The 18,362-nt window shown below is 47.2% G+C and carries 21 protein-coding genes; 3 read left to right on the top strand and 18 right to left on the bottom strand.

Annotation, left to right across the window (positions count from 1 at the left end; all coding sequences use genetic code 11):
* Positions 1-30 precede the first annotated feature (30 nt).
* On the bottom strand, positions 31-3,279 hold the full coding sequence (locus HQN79_RS02140; RefSeq protein WP_173284055.1) for a sensor domain-containing protein: 3,249 nt from the start codon (positions 3,277-3,279) through the stop codon (positions 31-33).
* Between the two features lie 307 nt (positions 3,280-3,586).
* Here HQN79_RS02140 and uvrA point away from each other — a divergent pair, with 307 nt between their 5' ends.
* The 3 genes from uvrA (at position 3,587) to HQN79_RS02125 (ending at position 8,922) form a co-directional block, all read left to right on the top strand.
* Positions 3,587-6,397: an excinuclease ABC subunit UvrA gene (uvrA, locus tag HQN79_RS02135; protein WP_173284054.1), complete on the top strand. Its 2,811-nt coding sequence runs from the start codon at positions 3,587-3,589 to the stop codon at positions 6,395-6,397.
* Between the two features lie 191 nt (positions 6,398-6,588).
* Entirely contained in the window at positions 6,589-7,569 is a 981-nt protein-coding gene (locus tag HQN79_RS02130) for a glycosyltransferase family 2 protein (protein ID WP_173284053.1), read from the top strand.
* Positions 7,570-7,572: 3 nt separating this feature from the next.
* Positions 7,573-8,922, top strand: coding sequence for a hypothetical protein (locus HQN79_RS02125; RefSeq protein ID WP_173284052.1), 1,350 nt, complete (start codon positions 7,573-7,575; stop codon positions 8,920-8,922).
* Between the two features lie 48 nt (positions 8,923-8,970).
* Here the strand turns inward: HQN79_RS02125 and HQN79_RS02120 are convergent, their stop codons facing one another.
* The 17 genes from HQN79_RS02120 to rplX form a co-directional block, all read right to left on the bottom strand.
* Positions 8,971-9,690 (bottom strand): tRNA threonylcarbamoyladenosine dehydratase, encoded by a 720-nt coding sequence (locus HQN79_RS02120; RefSeq protein ID WP_173284051.1) that lies wholly within the window; start codon positions 9,688-9,690, stop codon positions 8,971-8,973.
* A 3-nt stretch (positions 9,691-9,693) separates the two neighbouring features.
* Entirely contained in the window at positions 9,694-10,428 is a 735-nt protein-coding gene (locus tag HQN79_RS02115; protein ID WP_173284050.1) for a TatD family hydrolase, read from the bottom strand.
* Between the two features lie 66 nt (positions 10,429-10,494).
* Complete coding sequence (gene rplQ, locus HQN79_RS02110) at positions 10,495-10,881, bottom strand: 50S ribosomal protein L17 (RefSeq protein ID WP_173284049.1); 387 nt, start codon at positions 10,879-10,881, stop codon at positions 10,495-10,497.
* A gap of 15 nt (positions 10,882-10,896) precedes the next feature.
* Positions 10,897-11,874 (bottom strand): DNA-directed RNA polymerase subunit alpha, encoded by a 978-nt coding sequence (locus HQN79_RS02105; RefSeq protein ID WP_173284048.1) that lies wholly within the window; start codon positions 11,872-11,874, stop codon positions 10,897-10,899.
* A 21-nt stretch (positions 11,875-11,895) separates the two neighbouring features.
* Positions 11,896-12,516 carry a 30S ribosomal protein S4 gene (rpsD, locus tag HQN79_RS02100; protein ID WP_173284047.1) on the bottom strand — a complete coding sequence of 207 codons (621 nt, stop codon included), beginning with the start codon at positions 12,514-12,516 and terminating at the stop codon, positions 11,896-11,898.
* Between the two features lie 14 nt (positions 12,517-12,530).
* Positions 12,531-12,920, bottom strand: coding sequence for a 30S ribosomal protein S11 (gene rpsK, locus HQN79_RS02095; RefSeq protein ID WP_173284046.1), 390 nt, complete (start codon positions 12,918-12,920; stop codon positions 12,531-12,533).
* 22 nt (positions 12,921-12,942) lie between these two features.
* Complete coding sequence (gene rpsM, locus HQN79_RS02090; RefSeq protein WP_173284045.1) at positions 12,943-13,299, bottom strand: 30S ribosomal protein S13; 357 nt, start codon at positions 13,297-13,299, stop codon at positions 12,943-12,945.
* Positions 13,300-13,385: 86 nt separating this feature from the next.
* Positions 13,386-14,696: a preprotein translocase subunit SecY gene (secY, locus tag HQN79_RS02085; RefSeq protein WP_173284044.1), complete on the bottom strand. Its 1,311-nt coding sequence runs from the start codon at positions 14,694-14,696 to the stop codon at positions 13,386-13,388.
* A 2-nt stretch (positions 14,697-14,698) separates the two neighbouring features.
* A complete protein-coding gene (gene rplO / locus HQN79_RS02080; protein WP_173284043.1) occupies positions 14,699-15,133 on the bottom strand; it encodes a 50S ribosomal protein L15 in 435 nt (144 codons plus the stop codon).
* A 1-nt stretch (position 15,134) separates the two neighbouring features.
* Entirely contained in the window at positions 15,135-15,320 is a 186-nt protein-coding gene (rpmD, locus tag HQN79_RS02075) for a 50S ribosomal protein L30 (protein ID WP_173284042.1), read from the bottom strand.
* A 1-nt stretch (position 15,321) separates the two neighbouring features.
* Complete coding sequence (gene rpsE / locus HQN79_RS02070) at positions 15,322-15,831, bottom strand: 30S ribosomal protein S5 (RefSeq protein WP_173284041.1); 510 nt, start codon at positions 15,829-15,831, stop codon at positions 15,322-15,324.
* 12 nt (positions 15,832-15,843) lie between these two features.
* On the bottom strand, positions 15,844-16,197 hold the full coding sequence (rplR, locus tag HQN79_RS02065) for a 50S ribosomal protein L18 (protein ID WP_173284040.1): 354 nt from the start codon (positions 16,195-16,197) through the stop codon (positions 15,844-15,846).
* A gap of 14 nt (positions 16,198-16,211) precedes the next feature.
* Positions 16,212-16,745, bottom strand: coding sequence for a 50S ribosomal protein L6 (gene rplF, locus HQN79_RS02060; protein ID WP_173284039.1), 534 nt, complete (start codon positions 16,743-16,745; stop codon positions 16,212-16,214).
* A 12-nt stretch (positions 16,746-16,757) separates the two neighbouring features.
* Positions 16,758-17,153 carry a 30S ribosomal protein S8 gene (gene rpsH, locus HQN79_RS02055; protein ID WP_173284038.1) on the bottom strand — a complete coding sequence of 132 codons (396 nt, stop codon included), beginning with the start codon at positions 17,151-17,153 and terminating at the stop codon, positions 16,758-16,760.
* A gap of 12 nt (positions 17,154-17,165) precedes the next feature.
* Complete coding sequence (gene rpsN, locus HQN79_RS02050) at positions 17,166-17,471, bottom strand: 30S ribosomal protein S14 (protein WP_173284037.1); 306 nt, start codon at positions 17,469-17,471, stop codon at positions 17,166-17,168.
* Between the two features lie 12 nt (positions 17,472-17,483).
* The gene (rplE, locus tag HQN79_RS02045; protein WP_173284036.1) at positions 17,484-18,023 is read right to left on the bottom strand and encodes a 50S ribosomal protein L5; all 540 of its coding nucleotides are present in this window, start codon (positions 18,021-18,023) and stop codon (positions 17,484-17,486) included.
* A 14-nt stretch (positions 18,024-18,037) separates the two neighbouring features.
* Positions 18,038-18,352, bottom strand: a complete 315-nt coding sequence (gene rplX, locus HQN79_RS02040; RefSeq protein WP_173284035.1) for a 50S ribosomal protein L24 — start codon at positions 18,350-18,352, stop codon at positions 18,038-18,040.
* Positions 18,353-18,362 lie beyond the last annotated feature (10 nt).

The following is an 18,362-nucleotide window of genomic DNA, read 5'->3' as shown; positions in this document are numbered from 1 at the left end:
ACCGCCCTGCCACATGAAAACTGCGCGTTTTCAAGACTGATGAAAACGCGTCATCCAAACTTCCAGCTCTTTTGCCGGCAGAGGTCGGCTATACAGATAACCCTGAACATAACGGCATTGTTGCTGTAATAGAAACTCGGCCTGTTTTTCACTCTCAACGCCTTCGGCAATGACATTCAAATTCATCCCTTGCGCCAGATTGATAATGGTACGGGTAATATTGGTGTCGTCTTCGTCTTCCGGAACGCCCTGAATAAACGACATATCGATTTTCAGCTTGTCGATCGGCAGATATTTGAGTCGTACCAACGACGAATAGCCGGTCCCGAAGTCATCGATCGAAATACGGACGCCAAGCGCCTTCAATTCATCGATCACGTTTGAATAACTGGTCTCTTTCATCACCAGTGTTTCGGTGACTTCGAGTTCAATGTAACGCCCGTCGATATTCGCTTCTTGCAAAGCGCTACGTACAACATTGAGTAAATTCTTGTCGATCAGCTGTCGCCCGGAAATATTCACGGCAATGTAGTCAACCGCAACGCCTTGCTCGAGCCAACTTTTCATCTGGCGGCACGCCGTACGCAAAACCCATTCACCCAGCTTGAGAATCACGCCGGAATCTTCAGCCAGCGGAATAAACCGATCAGGCGGTACCAGCCCCATTTCCGGGTGATTCCAGCGCACCAGCGCTTCAACACCGGTCAGCCGATTTTCAACCATGTCCACCTGAGGCTGGTAATAAACCACAAACTCCTCATTATCTAACGCCTTATAAAGGCCGTTGAGCATAAACAGCGTCTCAAAGCTTGAAGCGGACATCTCACTTGAAAAGAATTCGAAATTATTCCGTCCCTGATCTTTGGCCCGGTACAGGGCCGTATCGGCATTTTTCAGCAGTAAAACCGGACTGTTTGAATCTGCCGGAGCCATCGCGATCCCGATACTCGCCGTTACCGTAACCTCGTTTACATCAAGCATGATCGGCTTACTGATGGCATCGAGAATCTTTTCGGCGATCACGCCTGCCTCTTCCGCGGAATGCAGATCCTCCAAAAGGATGACAAATTCGTCCCCGCTAACACGAGACACCGTATCGTGCTTGCGCAACACTTGCTGTAAACGGCTGGCAATAACCTGCAATAACAGATCGCCATGCGGATGGCCGAAGCTGTCATTGATCGACTTAAAATGATCCAGATCGAGATAGAGCACAGCCAAATTGAGCTTACTGCGGCTGATATGTGTCAGAGCGTGTTCCAGGCGATCATTCAATAACACCCGGTTCGGCAGTGAAGTCAGAGCATCGTGATGCGCCAGAAAACGCAACTCCTCTTCGCTCTCTTTGACCGCCGAAATATCGGAAAAGACTCCGATATAATTGAGCAGCATATCCTTTTCATCGCGTATCGTACTGATCGAAAGCCATTGCGGGTAAACCTCCCCGTTTTTGCGACGGTTCCAAACCTCACCCTGCCAATGCCCCTTATCAAGCAGGCTATCCCACATCTCGCGATAAAAATTCTCATCATGCCTGCCCGAATAGAGAATATTCGGGCTCTTCCCTTTCACCTCCTGCAAAGAGTAGCCGGTGATACGGGTAAAAGCCGGATTAATGCTGATAAAGCGGTTTTCGTCATCAGTCACCATAATGCCTTCGGCCAGATTGGTGATAATCGAAGACGCCTGACTCAACTTCCGTTCATTCTTTTTACGCTCGGAAATATCCTGAATGGTTCCGAACATTTCCACGACTTGGCCCGCATCGTCAAACTGCAGAACGCCGATTCCGTAAACCCATTTTTCACAGCCATCCACTGGAGAAATAATCCGATACTCTTTATCAAACTGCCAGTGCTTTCCCAGCACCTCGTTCGTAAAATACTCGGTCATCATGGCTCGGTCTTCCGGATGAATCAACGACACCCATCCCGCCACATCACGGACAAAGTGATTATCAATGCCCAGAACCCGGTCCAACTCTTCGGAGCTGGTCCAAAGACCGCTTTGGACGTTCAAGACATAGTGACCAACCTTGGCAACCGATTGCGCCAATCGAAGATATTTCTCGCTGGCCTGTAAACGATCATTGGCTTGTTTGAATTCGGTTATATCTTCGGAAATCCCCAACAGATATTTTGGTTCGCCTTTCTCGTCCGGAATACCGACTTTGATTGTATGCAATATTCTATCGCCCGAAGGCGTACTGACCACTTCCTCGGCGACAGAGGTTACCTTACCGGAATTCAGCGCTTGACGATCCTGCTCGATAAAGAAACTCGCCTGCTCCTCCGGGAAAAAATCATAATCGTTTTTACCCAGCATCTGAGCTCGGCTGTAACCAAGAATTTTTTCGCCGGCTTTATTAAAGCGAACAAAACGCAACTCCTTGGCTTCTTTAACAAACAGCATCAGAGGAATGGATTCAACAATCGCTTCCAGCTCGGTTTCTCTCTGATTCAATTCCTTTTCAATATGGCTCTTTTCGGTAATATCCTGAATCGTTCCAGCGATACTGGTCGGGTTTCCCTGGTCATCAAAAACAGAAAATGCCTGCTCAAAAACATATTTGATTCTACCGTCTGGGAAAAGCACTCGATGCTCGGCGCTACAAACCTGTTTGTCTCTTAAGGCTTTCTCAAAAACTGCAAACACCCTATCTCGGTCTTCAGGGTGAATCAGTTCCCAAAACCCGTCATAGGAGGGCTTATAAGATGCTTCGTCACATTCAAAAATCCGGTAGGTTTCCGCAGACCACTCGAGTTTGTTTGCCTGCAGATCGAATTCCCAATCACCGATTTTTGCGACGCGTTGCGTTGCGATTAACTTTTTCCTGACGCTGCTCAGTTTCTGATGATCGATGCATGCCTGAATGGTATGCGCCAGCTTCTGCATAAGCTCCAGCAGGCAATTACGTGCAAAATCGTCAAATTCCAACCGCTTTCTGTTCACAACCAGAACGCCGAAATCTTTCAACTCAAACAGATAATAAAAATCTCTGCCACTCTGTATCTGTAACCAATCTTGTCGATGCTGCTGATATTGCTGCAGCAAGGATTCCATATTTTTGGAATCTATTGAGCATCCGGTCAGAGAGTCGATATGGGCGCAACAGATTTCGACAAAAGTTTCTTCCTGTCGATAAATCGTGACCGATTCGCAGTTAAGACGACTTTGCATCAGGCCTGCCGTCTCATTCAGCATCTTGTCCAACTCAAAGGAGTTCCCAATCGCGACGGCGATCTCAAAAAATGCCGACTGCAGGGCACATCTATCCATGGTTCAAATTCCTATTCGCGGTCTTTTTCTAAAACGCTCAGCGTCCGTTCCCGTTCGATACGGTTTCAATCCCTGAAATCGCACTCATGAGGCAAGCGATCATTCGAATCGCCCAAGTAAAATCGCGTTCAAACACAATTAACCGGCTAATCATTGCGGATTACACGAAATCATATCAAGCAACGCTTGCCCATAACAATTTAAATCCCGTCAAACCGCTCGACTCCCTGACACGGACTGCAACATATTGTTTTAAAAGCAACCTTGCTATAATAGCGGTTTGCCTCAAATTCTTGGACAGGGTTCTATGCTTGAAGAAATTGTCATCCGCGGCGCGCGCACCCATAACTTAAAAAATATCGATGTAACGATTCCGCGCGACAAACTGATCGTAATTACCGGTTTATCCGGCTCGGGAAAATCTTCATTAGCATTTGACACCATCTATGCCGAAGGTCAACGTCGTTATGTGGAATCGCTTTCCGCCTACGCCCGTCAGTTTCTGTCGGTGATGGAAAAGCCGGATCTGGATCATATCGAAGGGCTTTCTCCGGCGATCTCGATCGAGCAAAAATCGACTTCGCATAACCCGCGTTCCACCGTAGGAACCGTAACCGAAATTTACGACTACCTGCGTTTACTGTTTGCCCGCGTCGGGACGCCACGCTGTCCGACGCACGGCTGCGATCTGCAGGCGCAAACCGTCAGCCAAATGGTCGACCACACGCTTGAACTTCCGGAAGGCAGTAAATGCCTGCTTTTATCCCCGGTGGTCCGTGCCAAAAAGGGCGAACATCAGACGCTGTTGAGCGAATTGCAGGCGCAGGGCTTCATCCGCGCCCGTATTGATGGCGAAACCCGAGAACTCGACGGCACTATCGAACTGGAAAAAAACAAGAAACATACGATTGAGGTCATTATCGATCGCTTCAAGGTCCGCGACGATATCAAGCAGCGCCTGGCGGAATCCTTCGAAACCGCCCTGCGGCTGTCCGACGGCCTGGCGCAAGTGGTTCCCATGAGCGAAGATGACGACTTCGAGCTGCTTTTCTCGGAGAAGTTTGCCTGTCCGCATTGCGGCTATTCAGTTCCGGAATTGGAACCGCGAATCTTCTCTTTCAACAATCCGCACGGCGCCTGCCCGACCTGTGACGGCCTGGGCGTCAAAGAAAGTTTCGAAGCCGACAAGATCATCAGCCATCCGGAATTAAGTCTTGCCGGAGGCGCGATTCGTGGCTGGGATCGTCGTCACAAATACTACTACGACCTGCTCAAAGCGGTTGCCGACTTCTATGAATTCGATATTGAAACCCCGTGGCAGGAACTCTCTGCGGACAATCAGAAAGTGATTCTGTACGGCTCCGGACGTCAGCAACTGCCGTTGCCGCACGGAAAATACAGCGATGTACGTCGCTTTGAAGGCGTGATTCCGAATATGGAACGTCGTTTTGCCGAAACCGAAAGCAAAGCGGTTCGCGACGAACTGGAAAAATACCGCACCAGCAAGCCCTGCTCGGCCTGTGGCGGCACGCGCCTGAACGAAGTAGCACGGCATGTTTATGTTAACGATTACACCTTGCCGCAACTGACTGATTTTCCGGTCGGCGAACTGCATCAGATTTTCAGCGGTATGGCGCTTGAAGGCGCAAAAGGTGAGATTGCCGCCAAAATCATTAAAGAAGTTCACGAACGCTTGAGCTTTCTGGTCAACGTCGGCCTGAACTATTTGACTCTGAACCGCAGCGCTGACACCCTTTCCGGCGGCGAGGCACAGCGTATCCGCCTCGCTTCACAGATCGGTGCCGGTCTGGTCGGCGTGATGTATGTCCTCGACGAGCCTTCAATCGGTTTGCACCAGCGCGATAACGACCGACTGCTCCGCACTCTGAACCATTTACGTGACCTAGGCAATACGGTTATTGTCGTCGAACATGATGAAGACGCCATCCGTGCGGCCGACCATGTACTGGATATCGGGCCCGGAGCCGGTATTCACGGCGGTCGAGTCATGGCGCAGGGAACACCGCAGGAAATCATGGACAACCCGCAATCTCTGACAGGTCTGTTCCTGAGCGGAAAGCGTGAAATCAGTCTTCCGCAGCAGCGCCTGAAAACCGATGAACGCTGGTTGAAGATTAACGGTGCCCACGGCAACAACCTGAAAAATGTCAATCTGGAAATCCCGGTCGGGCTGCTGACCTGCGTCAGCGGTGTATCCGGTTCCGGAAAATCGACGCTGATCAACGGCACCCTTTCCAAACTGTCGGCCAATATCTTGAACAAAGCCGGGCACACTCCGTCACCTTACAAGAGCCACGACGGCTTTGCGCATTTCGACAAGGCCGTCAATATCGATCAGAGCGCCATCGGACGGACGCCGCGCTCCAATCCGGCGACCTATACCGGACTTTTCACTCCGATCCGCGAACTGATGGCGGCAACGCCGGAATCTCGTACCCGCGGCTATACCCCGGGGCGTTTCAGTTTCAATGTCAAAGGCGGACGTTGCGAAGCCTGTCAGGGCGACGGAGTTTTAAAGGTAGAAATGCACTTCCTGCCGGATGTGTATGTTCCCTGCGATGTCTGTCAGGGCCAGCGTTACAACCGCGAAACCCTGCAGGTGCAGTACAAAGGCAAGAATATCCACGAAATTCTGGAAATGACCGTCGAAGACGCACGCGCCTTCTTCGACTCGATCCCGGTCTTGGCCCGCAAACTGCAAACGCTGATGGAAGTCGGACTCGGATACATCAAACTTGGCCAGAGTGCGACAACCCTTTCGGGCGGTGAAGCGCAACGCGTCAAACTGGCCAAAGAGTTGTCAAAACGCGATACCGGCAATACGCTGTACATACTCGATGAACCGACCACCGGTTTACATTTCCACGATATTGAACTGCTGCTGCAGGTGATCAATCAGTTACGTGATCACGGCAACACCATTGTCATTATCGAACACAATCTGGATGTAATTAAAACCGCCGACTGGGTCGTCGATCTTGGCCCGGAAGGTGGCTCAGGCGGCGGACAGATCATCGCCACGGGAACACCTGAAGAGATTGCCGCCAATCCGCAATCCCATACCGGCCGATACCTTAAACCGCTGCTTGAGCGCTAAAAACTCGCCCCACTTACTTGCCCGGCTAATCGTTCTTTAGCCGGCAAGGTTCAACGACCGCAAATCAAACGCTTTTTGCCATTATTCACGTTAATATAGTGTGATGTTCTCTAAACTCGAAAACAGTGCATAATCCAAGCACTCTGTTTTCATACACCGATTGTTTCTTCTTTAATTGGCACAGCGATTAAATGTTTACACTTAACCCGACACTGCAACCGCACACTGACAAAGCCCATGATATGCGCCCGCCCTGCATGCCTTCTGTTGCCGTTATTATCCCTTGTCTCAATGAAGCGCAAACCATCGCCAAGGTCATCGCCGATGTCAGAAGCGCGCTTCCGGAGAGCCGCATCTACGTATACGACAATAACTCCACAGACCAGACGGCAGACATCGCTTCCGCAGCAGGTGCGGTTGTTCGTAAAGAGGTCCGTCGCGGCAAAGGAAGAACGCTGAAAAAAGCGTTTGGCGAAGTTGAAGCCGATATTTTCGTCACTCTGGACGGAGACGACACCTACGATGCATCACGCTTGCCGGAAATGATTGAACGTCTGCAACAGGATCATCTGGATATGCTGGTCGGCGACCGTTTACAGAATCGCTCAAGCCATGACCGAACCGGCCACTATCTGGGCAACCGACTGTTTTCGAAAATGATCTCCACGCTGTTCGACATGCCGGTAATGGATCCGTTTTCCGGTATGCGGGTAATGAGCCGGCGCTTTATCAAAAGCTTTCCGTCAATCGCTTCCGGCTTCGAAGTCGAAGTCGAGTTGACTATCCACGCCTTCGATCTCGGTGCCGCCATTGCTGAGATACCGGTCGATTACCGGCTACGCCCGGAAGATTCACACTCTAAACTGCGTACCCTTAGAGACGGTACGAAAATTTTCTTTAAGCTGTTTTGGCTGTACCAGCTCAAGAAGCCCTTGCAGTTTTATGGCTACGCCAGCCTGCTGTTGCTTATTCTCTCTTGTATTACCTTTGCCATTCCGTTGATCGAGTTCATCACAACGGAGAAGGTATCGCATTTTCCGACGCTGATTGTCAGTATGGGCGGCTTCGTTCTCACCTTGCTCACTTTCGCTATCGGCCTGATTTCCGAAAACATCAACAGTCATAGCCGCGAGATTAAGCGTTTTATTTTTCGCAGCAGCCAACGGAACTGATCTATGTTGAGTAAAGTAAAACGGCGAATCCACGACGACTGGACACTTTTTCTACAGAACTACTGGCTGGAGCGGAAACCCGTGTATACGCCCGTCGATCCGCAATGGCACAACGAAGGCCTGTCGTTTACCTTTATCAGCATCATTCTTATCGGTATGACGCTGTTTTTTTCGCCGATGCCGCCGGACGATCTGTTAAGACATGTCCATGCCTGGCAATATGATTACGACTACCGTCTGATGTTTGACGGCTATCCTTATCACTTCAATGCCTGGTTCGGCTTTGACTGGCTGGCAGGAAACCTTTATCAGACGTTTGGAGCCTTCAGCATTAAGTTAATCCAGACCGCCTCGATTGCCCTGCTGGCGCTTGTGGTTTACCTGAACTTGCATGAGGCCCATAAAGACACACGAATATTTTTACTGCTTTTTATAATCTGGGCAGTTGGCGATCGTTTTCTGCTGGCCAGGCCGACGATCTTTGAAACCTTGTTGATGTTTCTGGCGATTGCTGCCAGCTACAAGAATCTGAAACCGCAATGGGAAGCGCTGCTGCATTTAACACTGGGCTGCCTGATGGCAAGTTTCTATCATCTGTTTTTTATCTACCTGATCCCCCTGCTCTTCTGGCGACGAATCTATCTACTCCCTTTACTTGCCGGCGCCGTCGGCTGGCAGTGGTTGAGCGGAGGTCAGTATTTCCAAGAGATTCTGGATATCTTCAATTTCGGGTCAATGCGTATCGAAGGGCTCAATGTCACGGAAAATCGTTTCGCCTTACCGGGCATTCTTCTGCTGGGCGCTTTCGCACTCTTATTTGTGTACCGCTGGCAGCGCATCGATAAGCAATGGCTCCTGACGGCCGGATGGTTTTCTTTGCCCATGCAGATTCGCTATGTGATGGATAACCTGTTTCCGATACTGATTTTCATTCTTGGCCGACACTGGAAAATCCGACCACACCCGTTTCTGATTTTATTTATGCTGGTCATGGTTAAAGGCACTCTGGGCAGTTCGGCCTTCTATTTCAGCCAGAAACCGCAAACGACCGACTATTTTGCGCAAGGCGAACATATCTTGGCGCAGAATCTCGGGGTTAATTTCTGGGTAATTCACCAGGGTGGGAACCAGCAGGTCAAAGTGGCGCCGGCGATGGAAATTGGTTTTGCTGATAAAGCGATACAGCAGGCCACACTGGATAAGAAAATCAGTTGCGAACTGCTGAGAAAATTCGACTTCGATAAATATGTGGAAAACTCCGCGGTCGAATTGCCGACCGAGTGCCTGCAGCTGCAAGCTTCAACCGCGGATGGTTATAAAATCTGGAAAGTCATTAAGAACAACGTTGAATGATAACCTATCATCTCTAGACGCGAAGCTGCCCGAATGGAATGACGGAAATCAGCTATGATCCGCCAGATCCGAAATCACATAGCCTGCGAGCATTAAACCAAAGATACCGGGCATATAACTCGCCGTACCGTTAACGACACGGCCGCGCGCACCTTCAATTTCTTCCATCGGCCCCGGAGCCTTGGGAATTTCGCTCGAAAAAACCGTCATAACGCCCTTGGCGATTCTCTGCTTTTTGAGACGCTGGCGCATATTTCTAGCCAGAGCGCAGCCGTGTGTTTTGGAAATATCGGCCAGTTGAATCTTGGACGGGTCGATACGACGCCCCGCTCCCATGCTGGAGGCAACCTTTAAACCGAGTTGTTTGGCGGTCGCCACTAAAGCGACTTTGCAGTTCAAGCTGTCTATCGCGTCAACCACATAATCGTACCCGGGACTGAGCAGACTGTGCATATCGTCAGGACGAATGAATTCCTTGCTGATAGTTACCCTGCAGGCAGGATTGATATCAGCAATCCGCGCGGCCATCACCTCTGCCTTGTTCCGACCGAGGTTAGAATCCAAGGCAATAATCTGGCGGTTTTTATTAGAAGGATTGACCGTATCATGATCAATCAAAGTGATTTGGCCAACGCCAGCGCGAGCCAGTGCTTCGGCGACAAAACCGCCGACACCACCTACGCCCGCAACCAGTACATGCGCATTTTGCAGTTGCGCAATCCCCTTCTCTTCAAATACCAATAAACTGCGTTCGAAAAGTGCGTCCATTCTTTAGTCCTGCGAAAATCTAAAAATCTGCTGCGCATTATAGCCTGTTTGTAGCAAGACCTCTTCAAGCGGACTGTTTTTTAAGCTTGCAACCGTTTCCGCAACCCGGTTGATGTCATTCAAAGAGACGTTGTTTTGCCCGGGCAAAGCGATATTCGGGTAATCCGTTTCCAACACAAAATGACGCAAATCAAAATTTTGCAGCATAGCATGATAGCGGTTTGCATTCTCACGGCATACAACGCCATTTACGCCGACTTTGAAGCCTAAATCGATATAAGACTTAACTAAGGGCAAAGAAGCCCCCAGGCCGTGTATAACCCCACTAACGGGATACTCTTTAATCAGCGCCAGCATCTCATTGTGCGCTTTGATCACATGAATCGAAACCGGTAACAGGTATTTTTGCGCCAATTGTAGCTGAGATTCAAATACTTCCAATTGGAGATCTTTATTGGCGGAGAACTGTTTTTGAAAATCGAGACCTATTTCTCCTAGGGCGCAAATCTTTTCTCGCTGTAAGTAATTTTCGAGAGTTACCAAAGCGGGGAAACTGTCTTCACAAACGAACCATGGGTGCAGTCCCAGGGCACAAGCAACCATCGGAGACTGTTTTGAAAGTTCAACAGCATCGCTCCATTGCGATGAATCGGTTGTAACGTTAAGTACGGGATAATGAAGCGCGGCAACCTCTTGCGGTGTGGCTTCTAAAAGATGGGCATGGGTATCGAATAACATAACTGCTAGTTTACGTTTTCGATAGGCATAAAAAAAGCCGGATTAACCGGCTTTCTTTATTGCTGATTACTCAGCGGCGTTGTCGGCTTCCGCAACTGGGCGGTCAACCAATTCAACAATCGCCATAGGTGCGTTATCACCAGGACGGTAACCGCATTTAAGAATGCGGATGTAACCACCTGGACGACCTTGGTAACGTGGACCAAGCTCTTGGAATAACTTACCTACTGCTGCTTTATCACCTAAACGAGCAAAGGCAGTACGGCGGTTGTGAACGCTGTCATTTTTAGCCAGCGTAATCAAAGGCTCTGCAACTGTACGAAGTTCTTTAGCCTTAGCAACCGTAGTACGGATTACTTCATGTTCGATAAGTGAAGCAGACATGTTTTTGAACATTGCTTTACGGTGCGCGCTGTTACGATTTAACTTACGACCTGATTTACCATGACGCATGATAGCTTCCTTATATTAAGATTCCTTGCTCACCAGACTTGCTGGTGGCCAGTTTTCCAGTTTTGTACCAAGGCTCAAACCTCTTTGAGCAAGAACATCTTTGATTTCTTGCAGAGATTTCTTACCTAGGTTAGGCGTCTTAAGCAGTTGCGGTTCCGCACGCTGTACAAGATCGCCAATGTAGTAGATTTGTTCTGCTTTCAGACAGTTAGCTGAACGAACAGTTAACTCTAAGTCGTCAACAGGTTGCAAGAAGATCGGATCAAACTCGTTCTCTTCTTCCTGAGGAGCCGCAACTTCTTTGTGCTTCAGATCTACAAATGCATTCAGTTGTAGGTGAAGAACAGTAGCCGCTTGCTTGATCGCGTCTTCCGGATCAAGGGTACCATCAGTAACCACGTCAAAAATCAACTTATCAAGGTCGGTACGTTGTTCAACACGAGCATTCTGAACTTCGTAGCTGACGGTATGAACCGGCGAGAAACTCGCATCCAGACGCAGTACACCGATCGCGCTGTCGTTATCGGTTTGTGCTGCACGGTAACCCATACCACTTTCAACACGTAGGCTCATGTTCAGTTCAGCACCTTCAGACAAATGCGCAATGATGTGATCCGGATTAGCGATTTCAACATCATGGTTTAGCGCGATATCTGAAGCGCGGACAACTGCAGGTCCTTGTTTATTTAAAGTCAATTCTGCGCTGTTTGTTGCGTGTAATTTGACCGCCACCTCTTTTAGGTTTAAGAGAATTTCTAAAACGTCTTCTCTTACACCTTCAATCGATGAGTATTCGTGTAAAACACCATCAATTTGGGCTTCTACGATAGCCGCACCCGGCATAGAAGATAACAAAATACGACGTAACGCATTTCCTAGAGTGTGACCAAAGCCGCGTTCAAGCGGCTCTAGGGTTACACGACTGTGAAATGGCGTTAGACGTTGAATATCGACCATGCGAGGTGTCAACAACTGTTCTAACATCTCTTGCATCAGAGGTGATCTCCGTTTCTATTACTTAGAGTAAAGCTCAACAATCAAGTTTTCTTGAATATCAGCAGACAGATCAGCACGATCAGGAACTGATTTAAAAGTACCTTCAAATGCTTTAGTGTCTACTTCAACCCAGCTAACCGCACCAGTTTGCGCTTTCAATTCAAGCGCTGCTGCGATACGAGTTTGGTTGCGAGATTTCTCACGAATAGAAACCACATCACCAGCAGATACTTCGAAAGACGGAATATTTACTGATTGACCGTTAACCAAGATCGCTTTATGCGAAACAAGCTGACGAGCTTCTGCACGAGTTGCAGCAAAGCCCATACGGTATACAACATTGTCAAGACGGCTTTCTAGGATTTGTAGAAGGTTTACACCAGTAGAACCTTTACGACGATCCGCTTCTTTATAGTAAAGACGGAACTTTTTCTCTAGAACACCGTACATACGACGAACTTTTTGTTTTTCACGCAACTGAAGTCCGTATTCAGTTACCTTTTTACGAGCTGCACCGTGTACACCTGGTAGTTGATCGATTTTACATTTTGATTCGATGCTACGAACACCGCTTTTCAAAAATAGATCAGTACCTTCACGGCGGGCAAGTTTACACTTAGGACCAATATATCTAGCCATGATTACCTCAAAAATTAAACGCGACGTTTCTTAGGTGGGCGGCATCCGTTGTGAGGAATCGGAGTTACATCAGAAATTGAAGTAATTTTGAAACCAACACTGTTTAGACCACGAACAGCAGAGTCACGGCCAGGTCCAGGACCTTTAACCATAACATCTATGTTCTTAACACCGTATTCTTGAGCCATTTGCCCAACTCGTTCTGCAGCAACCTGTGCAGCGAATGGAGTACTCTTACGAGAACCACGGAATCCGCTACCACCAGAAGTTGCCCAGCATAGTGCGTTACCTTGACGGTCAGTAATAGTTACGATCGTGTTATTGAAGCTGGCGTGAACGTGCGCTACCGCATCCGTTACGACCTGTTTAGCCTTCTTTTTAACACGTGAATTTGCTTTTGCCATATTCTTTCTCGCTATCTAAGCATTAACGCTTGATTGGTTTGATTGGACCTTTACGAGTACGTGCATTCGTCTTAGTGCGCTGACCACGTAGTGGTAGGCTACGACGATGACGAATTCCACGGTAACAACCCATGTCCATCAAACGCTTAATATTCATAGACACTTCACGACGAAGATCACCTTCAATCGTGTAGTTTGTCACTTCGTTACGAAGTGCTTCTAACTGATCTTCAGTTAGTTCTCGAACTTTCGTAGATGGTTCGATACCAGTAGCTGCACAAACTTTCTTTGCAGCAGTAGAACCAATCCCGTAGATCGAAGTCAATCCAATAACAATGTGCTTGTTAACTGGAATGTTTACGCCGGCAATACGAGCCATTTTGACGCTCCCTTTAATTCCATCTACTGAAAAACGTGCGATTATACACATCTTTCGCTTTAAATACTAGATAAAAAACCTTGAAGTTATTTACCTTTTAATTTCGCTTTTTTCATCATGCCTTCATATTGGCTTGACTGCATTTGAGCCTGTACTGCTGTCATGAAATCCATGACCACAATTACAATGATCAAAAGTGATGTTCCACCAAAATAGAAAGGAACATTCCAATACAAGATCAAGAACTCTGGCAACAAGCACACCGCCGTGATGTAGATCGCACCGGCAAGAGTCAAGCGGCCCATAATGCCATCAATATGGCGGGCTGTTTGCGCACCCGGACGAATACCTGGCAGGTAGGCACCAGACTTTCTTAGGTTTTCTGCCGTTTCATTTGGATTGAAAACAATCGCAGTATAGAAGAAGCAGAAGAAAATAATTGCCATCGCATACAGAAGAACATAAAGCGGCTGACCTGGAGACAAAGTCGTAGCAATGTCTTTCAACCACCCCATACCTTCAGCAGAACCGAACCAGCCACCGATGGTTGCCGGGAACAGAATAATACTGGAGGCGAAAATCGGCGGAATAACTCCAGCCATATTTAACTTAAGAGGCAGATGTGACTCTTGACCGCCATACAGTTTGCGACCGCGCATTTTTTGGGCATAGTGAACGGGAATTCGACGTTGTCCGCGTTCAACGAATACCACAAATGCAATAACAGCAGCGATTAAAGCAAGAAGGACAAATACGGTAATGGCGTGCATTGCACCCGTATTAACCTGCTCAAAAGTTCCACCCAAAGCGCTAGGCAGACCTGCAACAATCCCTGCAAAAATGATTAGAGAAATACCATTACCGATACCACGTTCGGTAATTTGTTCACCTAACCACATTAAGAAAATCGTACCGGAAACCAAAGTTACCACAGCAGTCAGCTTAAACAGCAGACCCGGATCGATAACAACCGGCATTCCATTAACATTTTGTGATTCGAGTGCAATCGCGACACCTAAAGCCTGGAAAGTCGCAAGCACCACAGTCCCCTGACGGGTGTACTGGGTGATTTTACGACGTCCTTGCTCACCATCTTTTTTTAACTGCTCAAGAGTAGGAGAAACTACCGTCAACAGCTGCATGATAATCGCAGCAGAGATGTACGGCATAATCCCAAGAGCAAAGATGGATAAACGCTCAAGGGCACCACCCGAGAACATGTTGAACATGTCTAGAATGGTACCCTTTTGCTGTTCGAACATTGCAGCTAAGGCAATCGGATCAATTGACGGAACAGGAATATGTGTACCCAATCGGTAAACGATGATGGCACCCAGGACAAAAAGAATCTTGTTCTTAAGTCCGCTCATTCCAGTTGATGCAATTGAACTATTCATAATTAAGCTTCTACAGTGCCACCAGCAGCTTCAATCGCAGCTTTAGCTGCTGCAGTTGCTCGCAATCCGGAAGTTTTCACAGCTTTGGTGATCTCACCAGAGTTGATGATTTTAACTTCCTTAATTTTCTGACCGATGATATCAGCAGCTTTAAGCGCTGCAATATCAACTACGTCAGCTTCGATTTTAGATAGAGTATCAAGACGGATTTCAGTCACAAACTCGGATTTACGTGAAGTAAAACCGATTTTTGGCAGACGTCTTTGAAGTGGCATCTGACCACCTTCAAAACCGATCTTAGGCATACCACCAGAACGTGATTTTTGACCTTTGTGACCGCGACCACCCATCTTACCCCAACCTGAACCTTGACCACGACCTACACGCTTGCGTGAAGATTTGGCGCCGTCAGCTGGTTTTAAAGTATTTAGTTGCATTTTATGCTTCCTCTACTTTAAGCAAATAGGAAACCTTATTGATCATTCCGCGGTTAGCTGGAGTATCAATAACGCTTACTGTTTGGTGCATTTTTCTTAGACCAAGACCAGATACACACGCTTTGTGTGCTGGTAAACGGCCGATCGGGCTTTTTACCAGTGTCACTGTAATTTTTTTATCTGACATCTTACTCACCTACGATTTCTTCAACTGACTTACCACGTTTTGCAGCGATCATTTCTGGGCTGCTGATAGAAGTCAGTGCGTTAACAGTAGAACGTACTACGTTTACCGGGCGAGTGGTACCAACACACTTACAAAGTACGTTGTGAACACCTGCTGCTTCAAGAACCGCACGCATTGCACCACCGGCGATAACCCCAGTACCTTCAGAAGCAGGTAGCATTACGATGTTCGCAGCACCTTGCTTGTAGTTGATAGGATACTGAATAGTTCCGTCTTTAAGTGAAACAGATCTCATGTTACGACGAGCTTTTTCCATTGCTTTTTTGATTGCAACAGGTACTTCGTTCGCTTTACCACTACCGTAGCCTACTTTACCTTCGCCGTCACCAACAACTGCAAGAGCGGAGAACGAAAAAATACGACCACCCTTAACAACTTTAGCAACACGACGAATGCCCACTAGTTTTTCGATCAAAGCATCTTGGCCGTCTTGTAATTCATGTGAAGACATATTTTCCTTCCTTTAAAATTCAAGACCGTTTTCACGGGCTGATTCAGCTAACTGTTGAATACGACCGTGGTATTTGAAACCTGAACGATCAAATGCAACCTTGGTTACACCAGCAGCTTTGGCTTTTTCAGCAATAGCCTTACCAACAACAGCTGCAGCCGACTTGTTAGAACCATTGCTAATTTCTGATTTAACGTCCGCTTGTACAGTAGAGCTAGAAGCAACAACCTGTTGACCATCAGCTGAAATGACTTGTGCATAGATATGCTGTGAAGTACGGTGTACACACAGACGCGCCATTTTCAATTCTGAGATTTTTGCACGTGTTTTCTTCGCTCTACGAAGACGGGCTGATTTCTTATCCATACTTACTTCCAGCCTTATTTCTTCTTAGCTTCTTTACGTAAAATGCGCTCACCAGCATACTTAACACCTTTACCTTTATATGGCTCAGGTGGACGGTAGCCGCGAATTTCAGCAGCAACTTGACCTACAACTTGCTTGTTCGCACCTTTTACAACGATTTCAGTTTGAGAAGGAGTTTCAATCGTAATTCCTTCTGGGATCTCATGATCAACAGGGTGTGAGAAACCAAGAGTCAAGTTAAGTACTTTACCGGCAGCTTTTGCACGGTAACCAACACCAACCAACTCAAGACGCTTCTCAAAACCTTCTGTAACACCTTGAACCATGTTGTTGATGATTGAACGAGCAGTACCAGCCTGCGCCCAACCCTTAACAACACCTTCTTTAGGCTGACAGATCACTTGTCCGTCTTCAACAGAAACCAAAACAGCTTCATTAAAAGTTTGAGTCAAAGAATCTTTAGATCCTTTAACAGTGACAGTGTTACCTTCTACTTTAACTTCAACGCCAGCAGGTACAGTAACAGGAGCCTTTGCAATTCTAGACATAATTCAGATTCCTTATGCTACGTAGCAAACAACTTCACCACCGATCCCGGCAGCACGTGCCTGGTGGTCAGTCATAATACCTTTTGAGGTTGAAATTACAGCGATACCTAGACCGCCGATGACTTTTGGTAACTCATCTTTGTTTTTGTAAACACGAAGACCTGGACGGCTTACACGTTTAACCATTTCAATTACTGGTTTGCCCTCGAAATATTTAAGATCGATTGACAATTCAGATTTACCATTGTTCTCATTAATGCTGAAAGATGAAATATAACCTTCGTCGTTAAGTACTTTAGCAACTGCTGCTTTAACTTTTGAAGAAGGCATAACCACGTTAGCGTGACCAGCCATTTGGCCGTTACGGATACGTGTTAACATATCAGCGATTGGATCAGACATACTCATAGATATTTATCCTTACCAACTAGCTTTTCTTAATCCTGGAACATCACCTTGCATCGTCATTTGACGAAGCATATTACGTGATAGACCAAATTTTCTATAAACACCGTGTGGACGGCCAGTAATACGGCAGCGACGCTGCTGACGAACTGGAGACGCATCACGTGGCAACTTATTTAGCGCATCAACTGCATCCATACGATCATCGAAATCTGTTTCAGGATTTGCGATGATTGCTTTTAGCTCAGCGCGCTTAGCTGCATATTTTGCAACTAGCTTTGTGCGTTTTGTTTCACGAGCAATCATTGACAACTTAGCCATTAGAAGATCCTCTTATTTCTTGAATGGGAAATTGAAGGCTTCTAAAAGAGCTTTCGCTTCATCGTTAGTTTGCGCAGAAGTCGCGAAGTTGATATCCATACCACGGATCTTGTCAACTTTTTCAAACTCGATTTCAGGGAAAATGATTTGCTCTTTAAGGCCTAGGTTATAGTTTCCGCGACCATCGAAAGCTTTCGCGTTAACACCACGGAAGTCACGTACGCGAGGTAGAGCGATGTTGACTAGACGGTCAAGAAACTCATACATACGCTCACCGCGAAGAGTTACTTTACAACCCAGTGGATAACCGTCACGTACTTTAAAGCTCGCAACAGACTTACGCGCTAGAGTACGTACTGCTTTCTGACCTGCAATTGCTTCCATATCGGCAACCGCATTGTCCAAAACTTTCTTATCACCGATTGCATCACCAACACCCATGTTGATGGTGATTTTTTGCAGCTTAGGAACCTGCATCGGAGATTTGTAACCAAACTGCTCCATCAACTTAGGAACAACTTGCTCTTTGTAGAATGATTGTAATCTTGCCATTTCTCTACCCTTTATTAAGCGTCAACCGCTTTACCAGTAGATTTAAAGAAGCGGATCTTCGCATCACCTTCAACACGGACGCCAACTTTGTCAGCTTTGTTGGTTTCAGGATTTACAAGAGCCACATTCGAAGCATCAATTGGCATTTCCTTAGAAACGATACCACCTTGTGCACCAGTCATAGGGTTACCCTTAGTGTGCTTCTTAACCAAGTTAATACCATCTACTAAAACTTTACCGTTAGCCATAACAGAAGAAATCGAACCACGCTTTCCTTTGTCTTTACCGGCTAGGACGATTACCTCGTCACCTTTTCTTAAACGATTCATTATTTCTTCC

The organism is Thiomicrorhabdus xiamenensis, from assembly GCF_013282625.1.
Lineage (GTDB): Bacteria > Pseudomonadota > Gammaproteobacteria > Thiomicrospirales > Thiomicrospiraceae > Thiomicrorhabdus > Thiomicrorhabdus xiamenensis.
Note: the sequence above shows the minus strand (reverse complement) of the source record. Positions and strands in the feature narration are given on the sequence as shown.

What these genes read in the sequence shown, in the direction of transcription:
- HQN79_RS02140 (WP_173284055.1), bottom strand. Translation starts at nt 3,279, where the DNA reads ATGGATAGATGTGCCCTGCAGTCGGCATTTTTTGAGATCGCCGTCGCG.
- uvrA (WP_173284054.1), top strand. Translation starts at nt 3,587, where the DNA reads ATGCTTGAAGAAATTGTCATCCGCGGCGCGCGCACCCATAACTTAAAA.
- HQN79_RS02130 (WP_173284053.1), top strand. Translation starts at nt 6,589, where the DNA reads ATGTTTACACTTAACCCGACACTGCAACCGCACACTGACAAAGCCCAT.
- HQN79_RS02125 (WP_173284052.1), top strand. Translation starts at nt 7,573, where the DNA reads ATGTTGAGTAAAGTAAAACGGCGAATCCACGACGACTGGACACTTTTT.
- HQN79_RS02120 (WP_173284051.1), bottom strand. Translation starts at nt 9,690, where the DNA reads ATGGACGCACTTTTCGAACGCAGTTTATTGGTATTTGAAGAGAAGGGG.
- HQN79_RS02115 (WP_173284050.1), bottom strand. Translation starts at nt 10,428, where the DNA reads ATGTTATTCGATACCCATGCCCATCTTTTAGAAGCCACACCGCAAGAG.
- rplQ (WP_173284049.1), bottom strand. Translation starts at nt 10,881, where the DNA reads ATGCGTCATGGTAAATCAGGTCGTAAGTTAAATCGTAACAGCGCGCAC.
- HQN79_RS02105 (WP_173284048.1), bottom strand. Translation starts at nt 11,874, where the DNA reads ATGCAAGAGATGTTAGAACAGTTGTTGACACCTCGCATGGTCGATATT.
- rpsD (WP_173284047.1), bottom strand. Translation starts at nt 12,516, where the DNA reads ATGGCTAGATATATTGGTCCTAAGTGTAAACTTGCCCGCCGTGAAGGT.
- rpsK (WP_173284046.1), bottom strand. Translation starts at nt 12,920, where the DNA reads ATGGCAAAAGCAAATTCACGTGTTAAAAAGAAGGCTAAACAGGTCGTA.
- rpsM (WP_173284045.1), bottom strand. Translation starts at nt 13,299, where the DNA reads ATGGCTCGTATTGCCGGCGTAAACATTCCAGTTAACAAGCACATTGTT.
- secY (WP_173284044.1), bottom strand. Translation starts at nt 14,696, where the DNA reads ATGAATAGTTCAATTGCATCAACTGGAATGAGCGGACTTAAGAACAAG.
- rplO (WP_173284043.1), bottom strand. Translation starts at nt 15,133, where the DNA reads ATGCAACTAAATACTTTAAAACCAGCTGACGGCGCCAAATCTTCACGC.
- rpmD (WP_173284042.1), bottom strand. Translation starts at nt 15,320, where the DNA reads ATGTCAGATAAAAAAATTACAGTGACACTGGTAAAAAGCCCGATCGGC.
- rpsE (WP_173284041.1), bottom strand. Translation starts at nt 15,831, where the DNA reads ATGTCTTCACATGAATTACAAGACGGCCAAGATGCTTTGATCGAAAAA.
- rplR (WP_173284040.1), bottom strand. Translation starts at nt 16,197, where the DNA reads ATGGATAAGAAATCAGCCCGTCTTCGTAGAGCGAAGAAAACACGTGCA.
- rplF (WP_173284039.1), bottom strand. Translation starts at nt 16,745, where the DNA reads ATGTCTAGAATTGCAAAGGCTCCTGTTACTGTACCTGCTGGCGTTGAA.
- rpsH (WP_173284038.1), bottom strand. Translation starts at nt 17,153, where the DNA reads ATGAGTATGTCTGATCCAATCGCTGATATGTTAACACGTATCCGTAAC.
- rpsN (WP_173284037.1), bottom strand. Translation starts at nt 17,471, where the DNA reads ATGGCTAAGTTGTCAATGATTGCTCGTGAAACAAAACGCACAAAGCTA.
- rplE (WP_173284036.1), bottom strand. Translation starts at nt 18,023, where the DNA reads ATGGCAAGATTACAATCATTCTACAAAGAGCAAGTTGTTCCTAAGTTG.
- rplX (WP_173284035.1), bottom strand. Translation starts at nt 18,352, where the DNA reads ATGAATCGTTTAAGAAAAGGTGACGAGGTAATCGTCCTAGCCGGTAAA.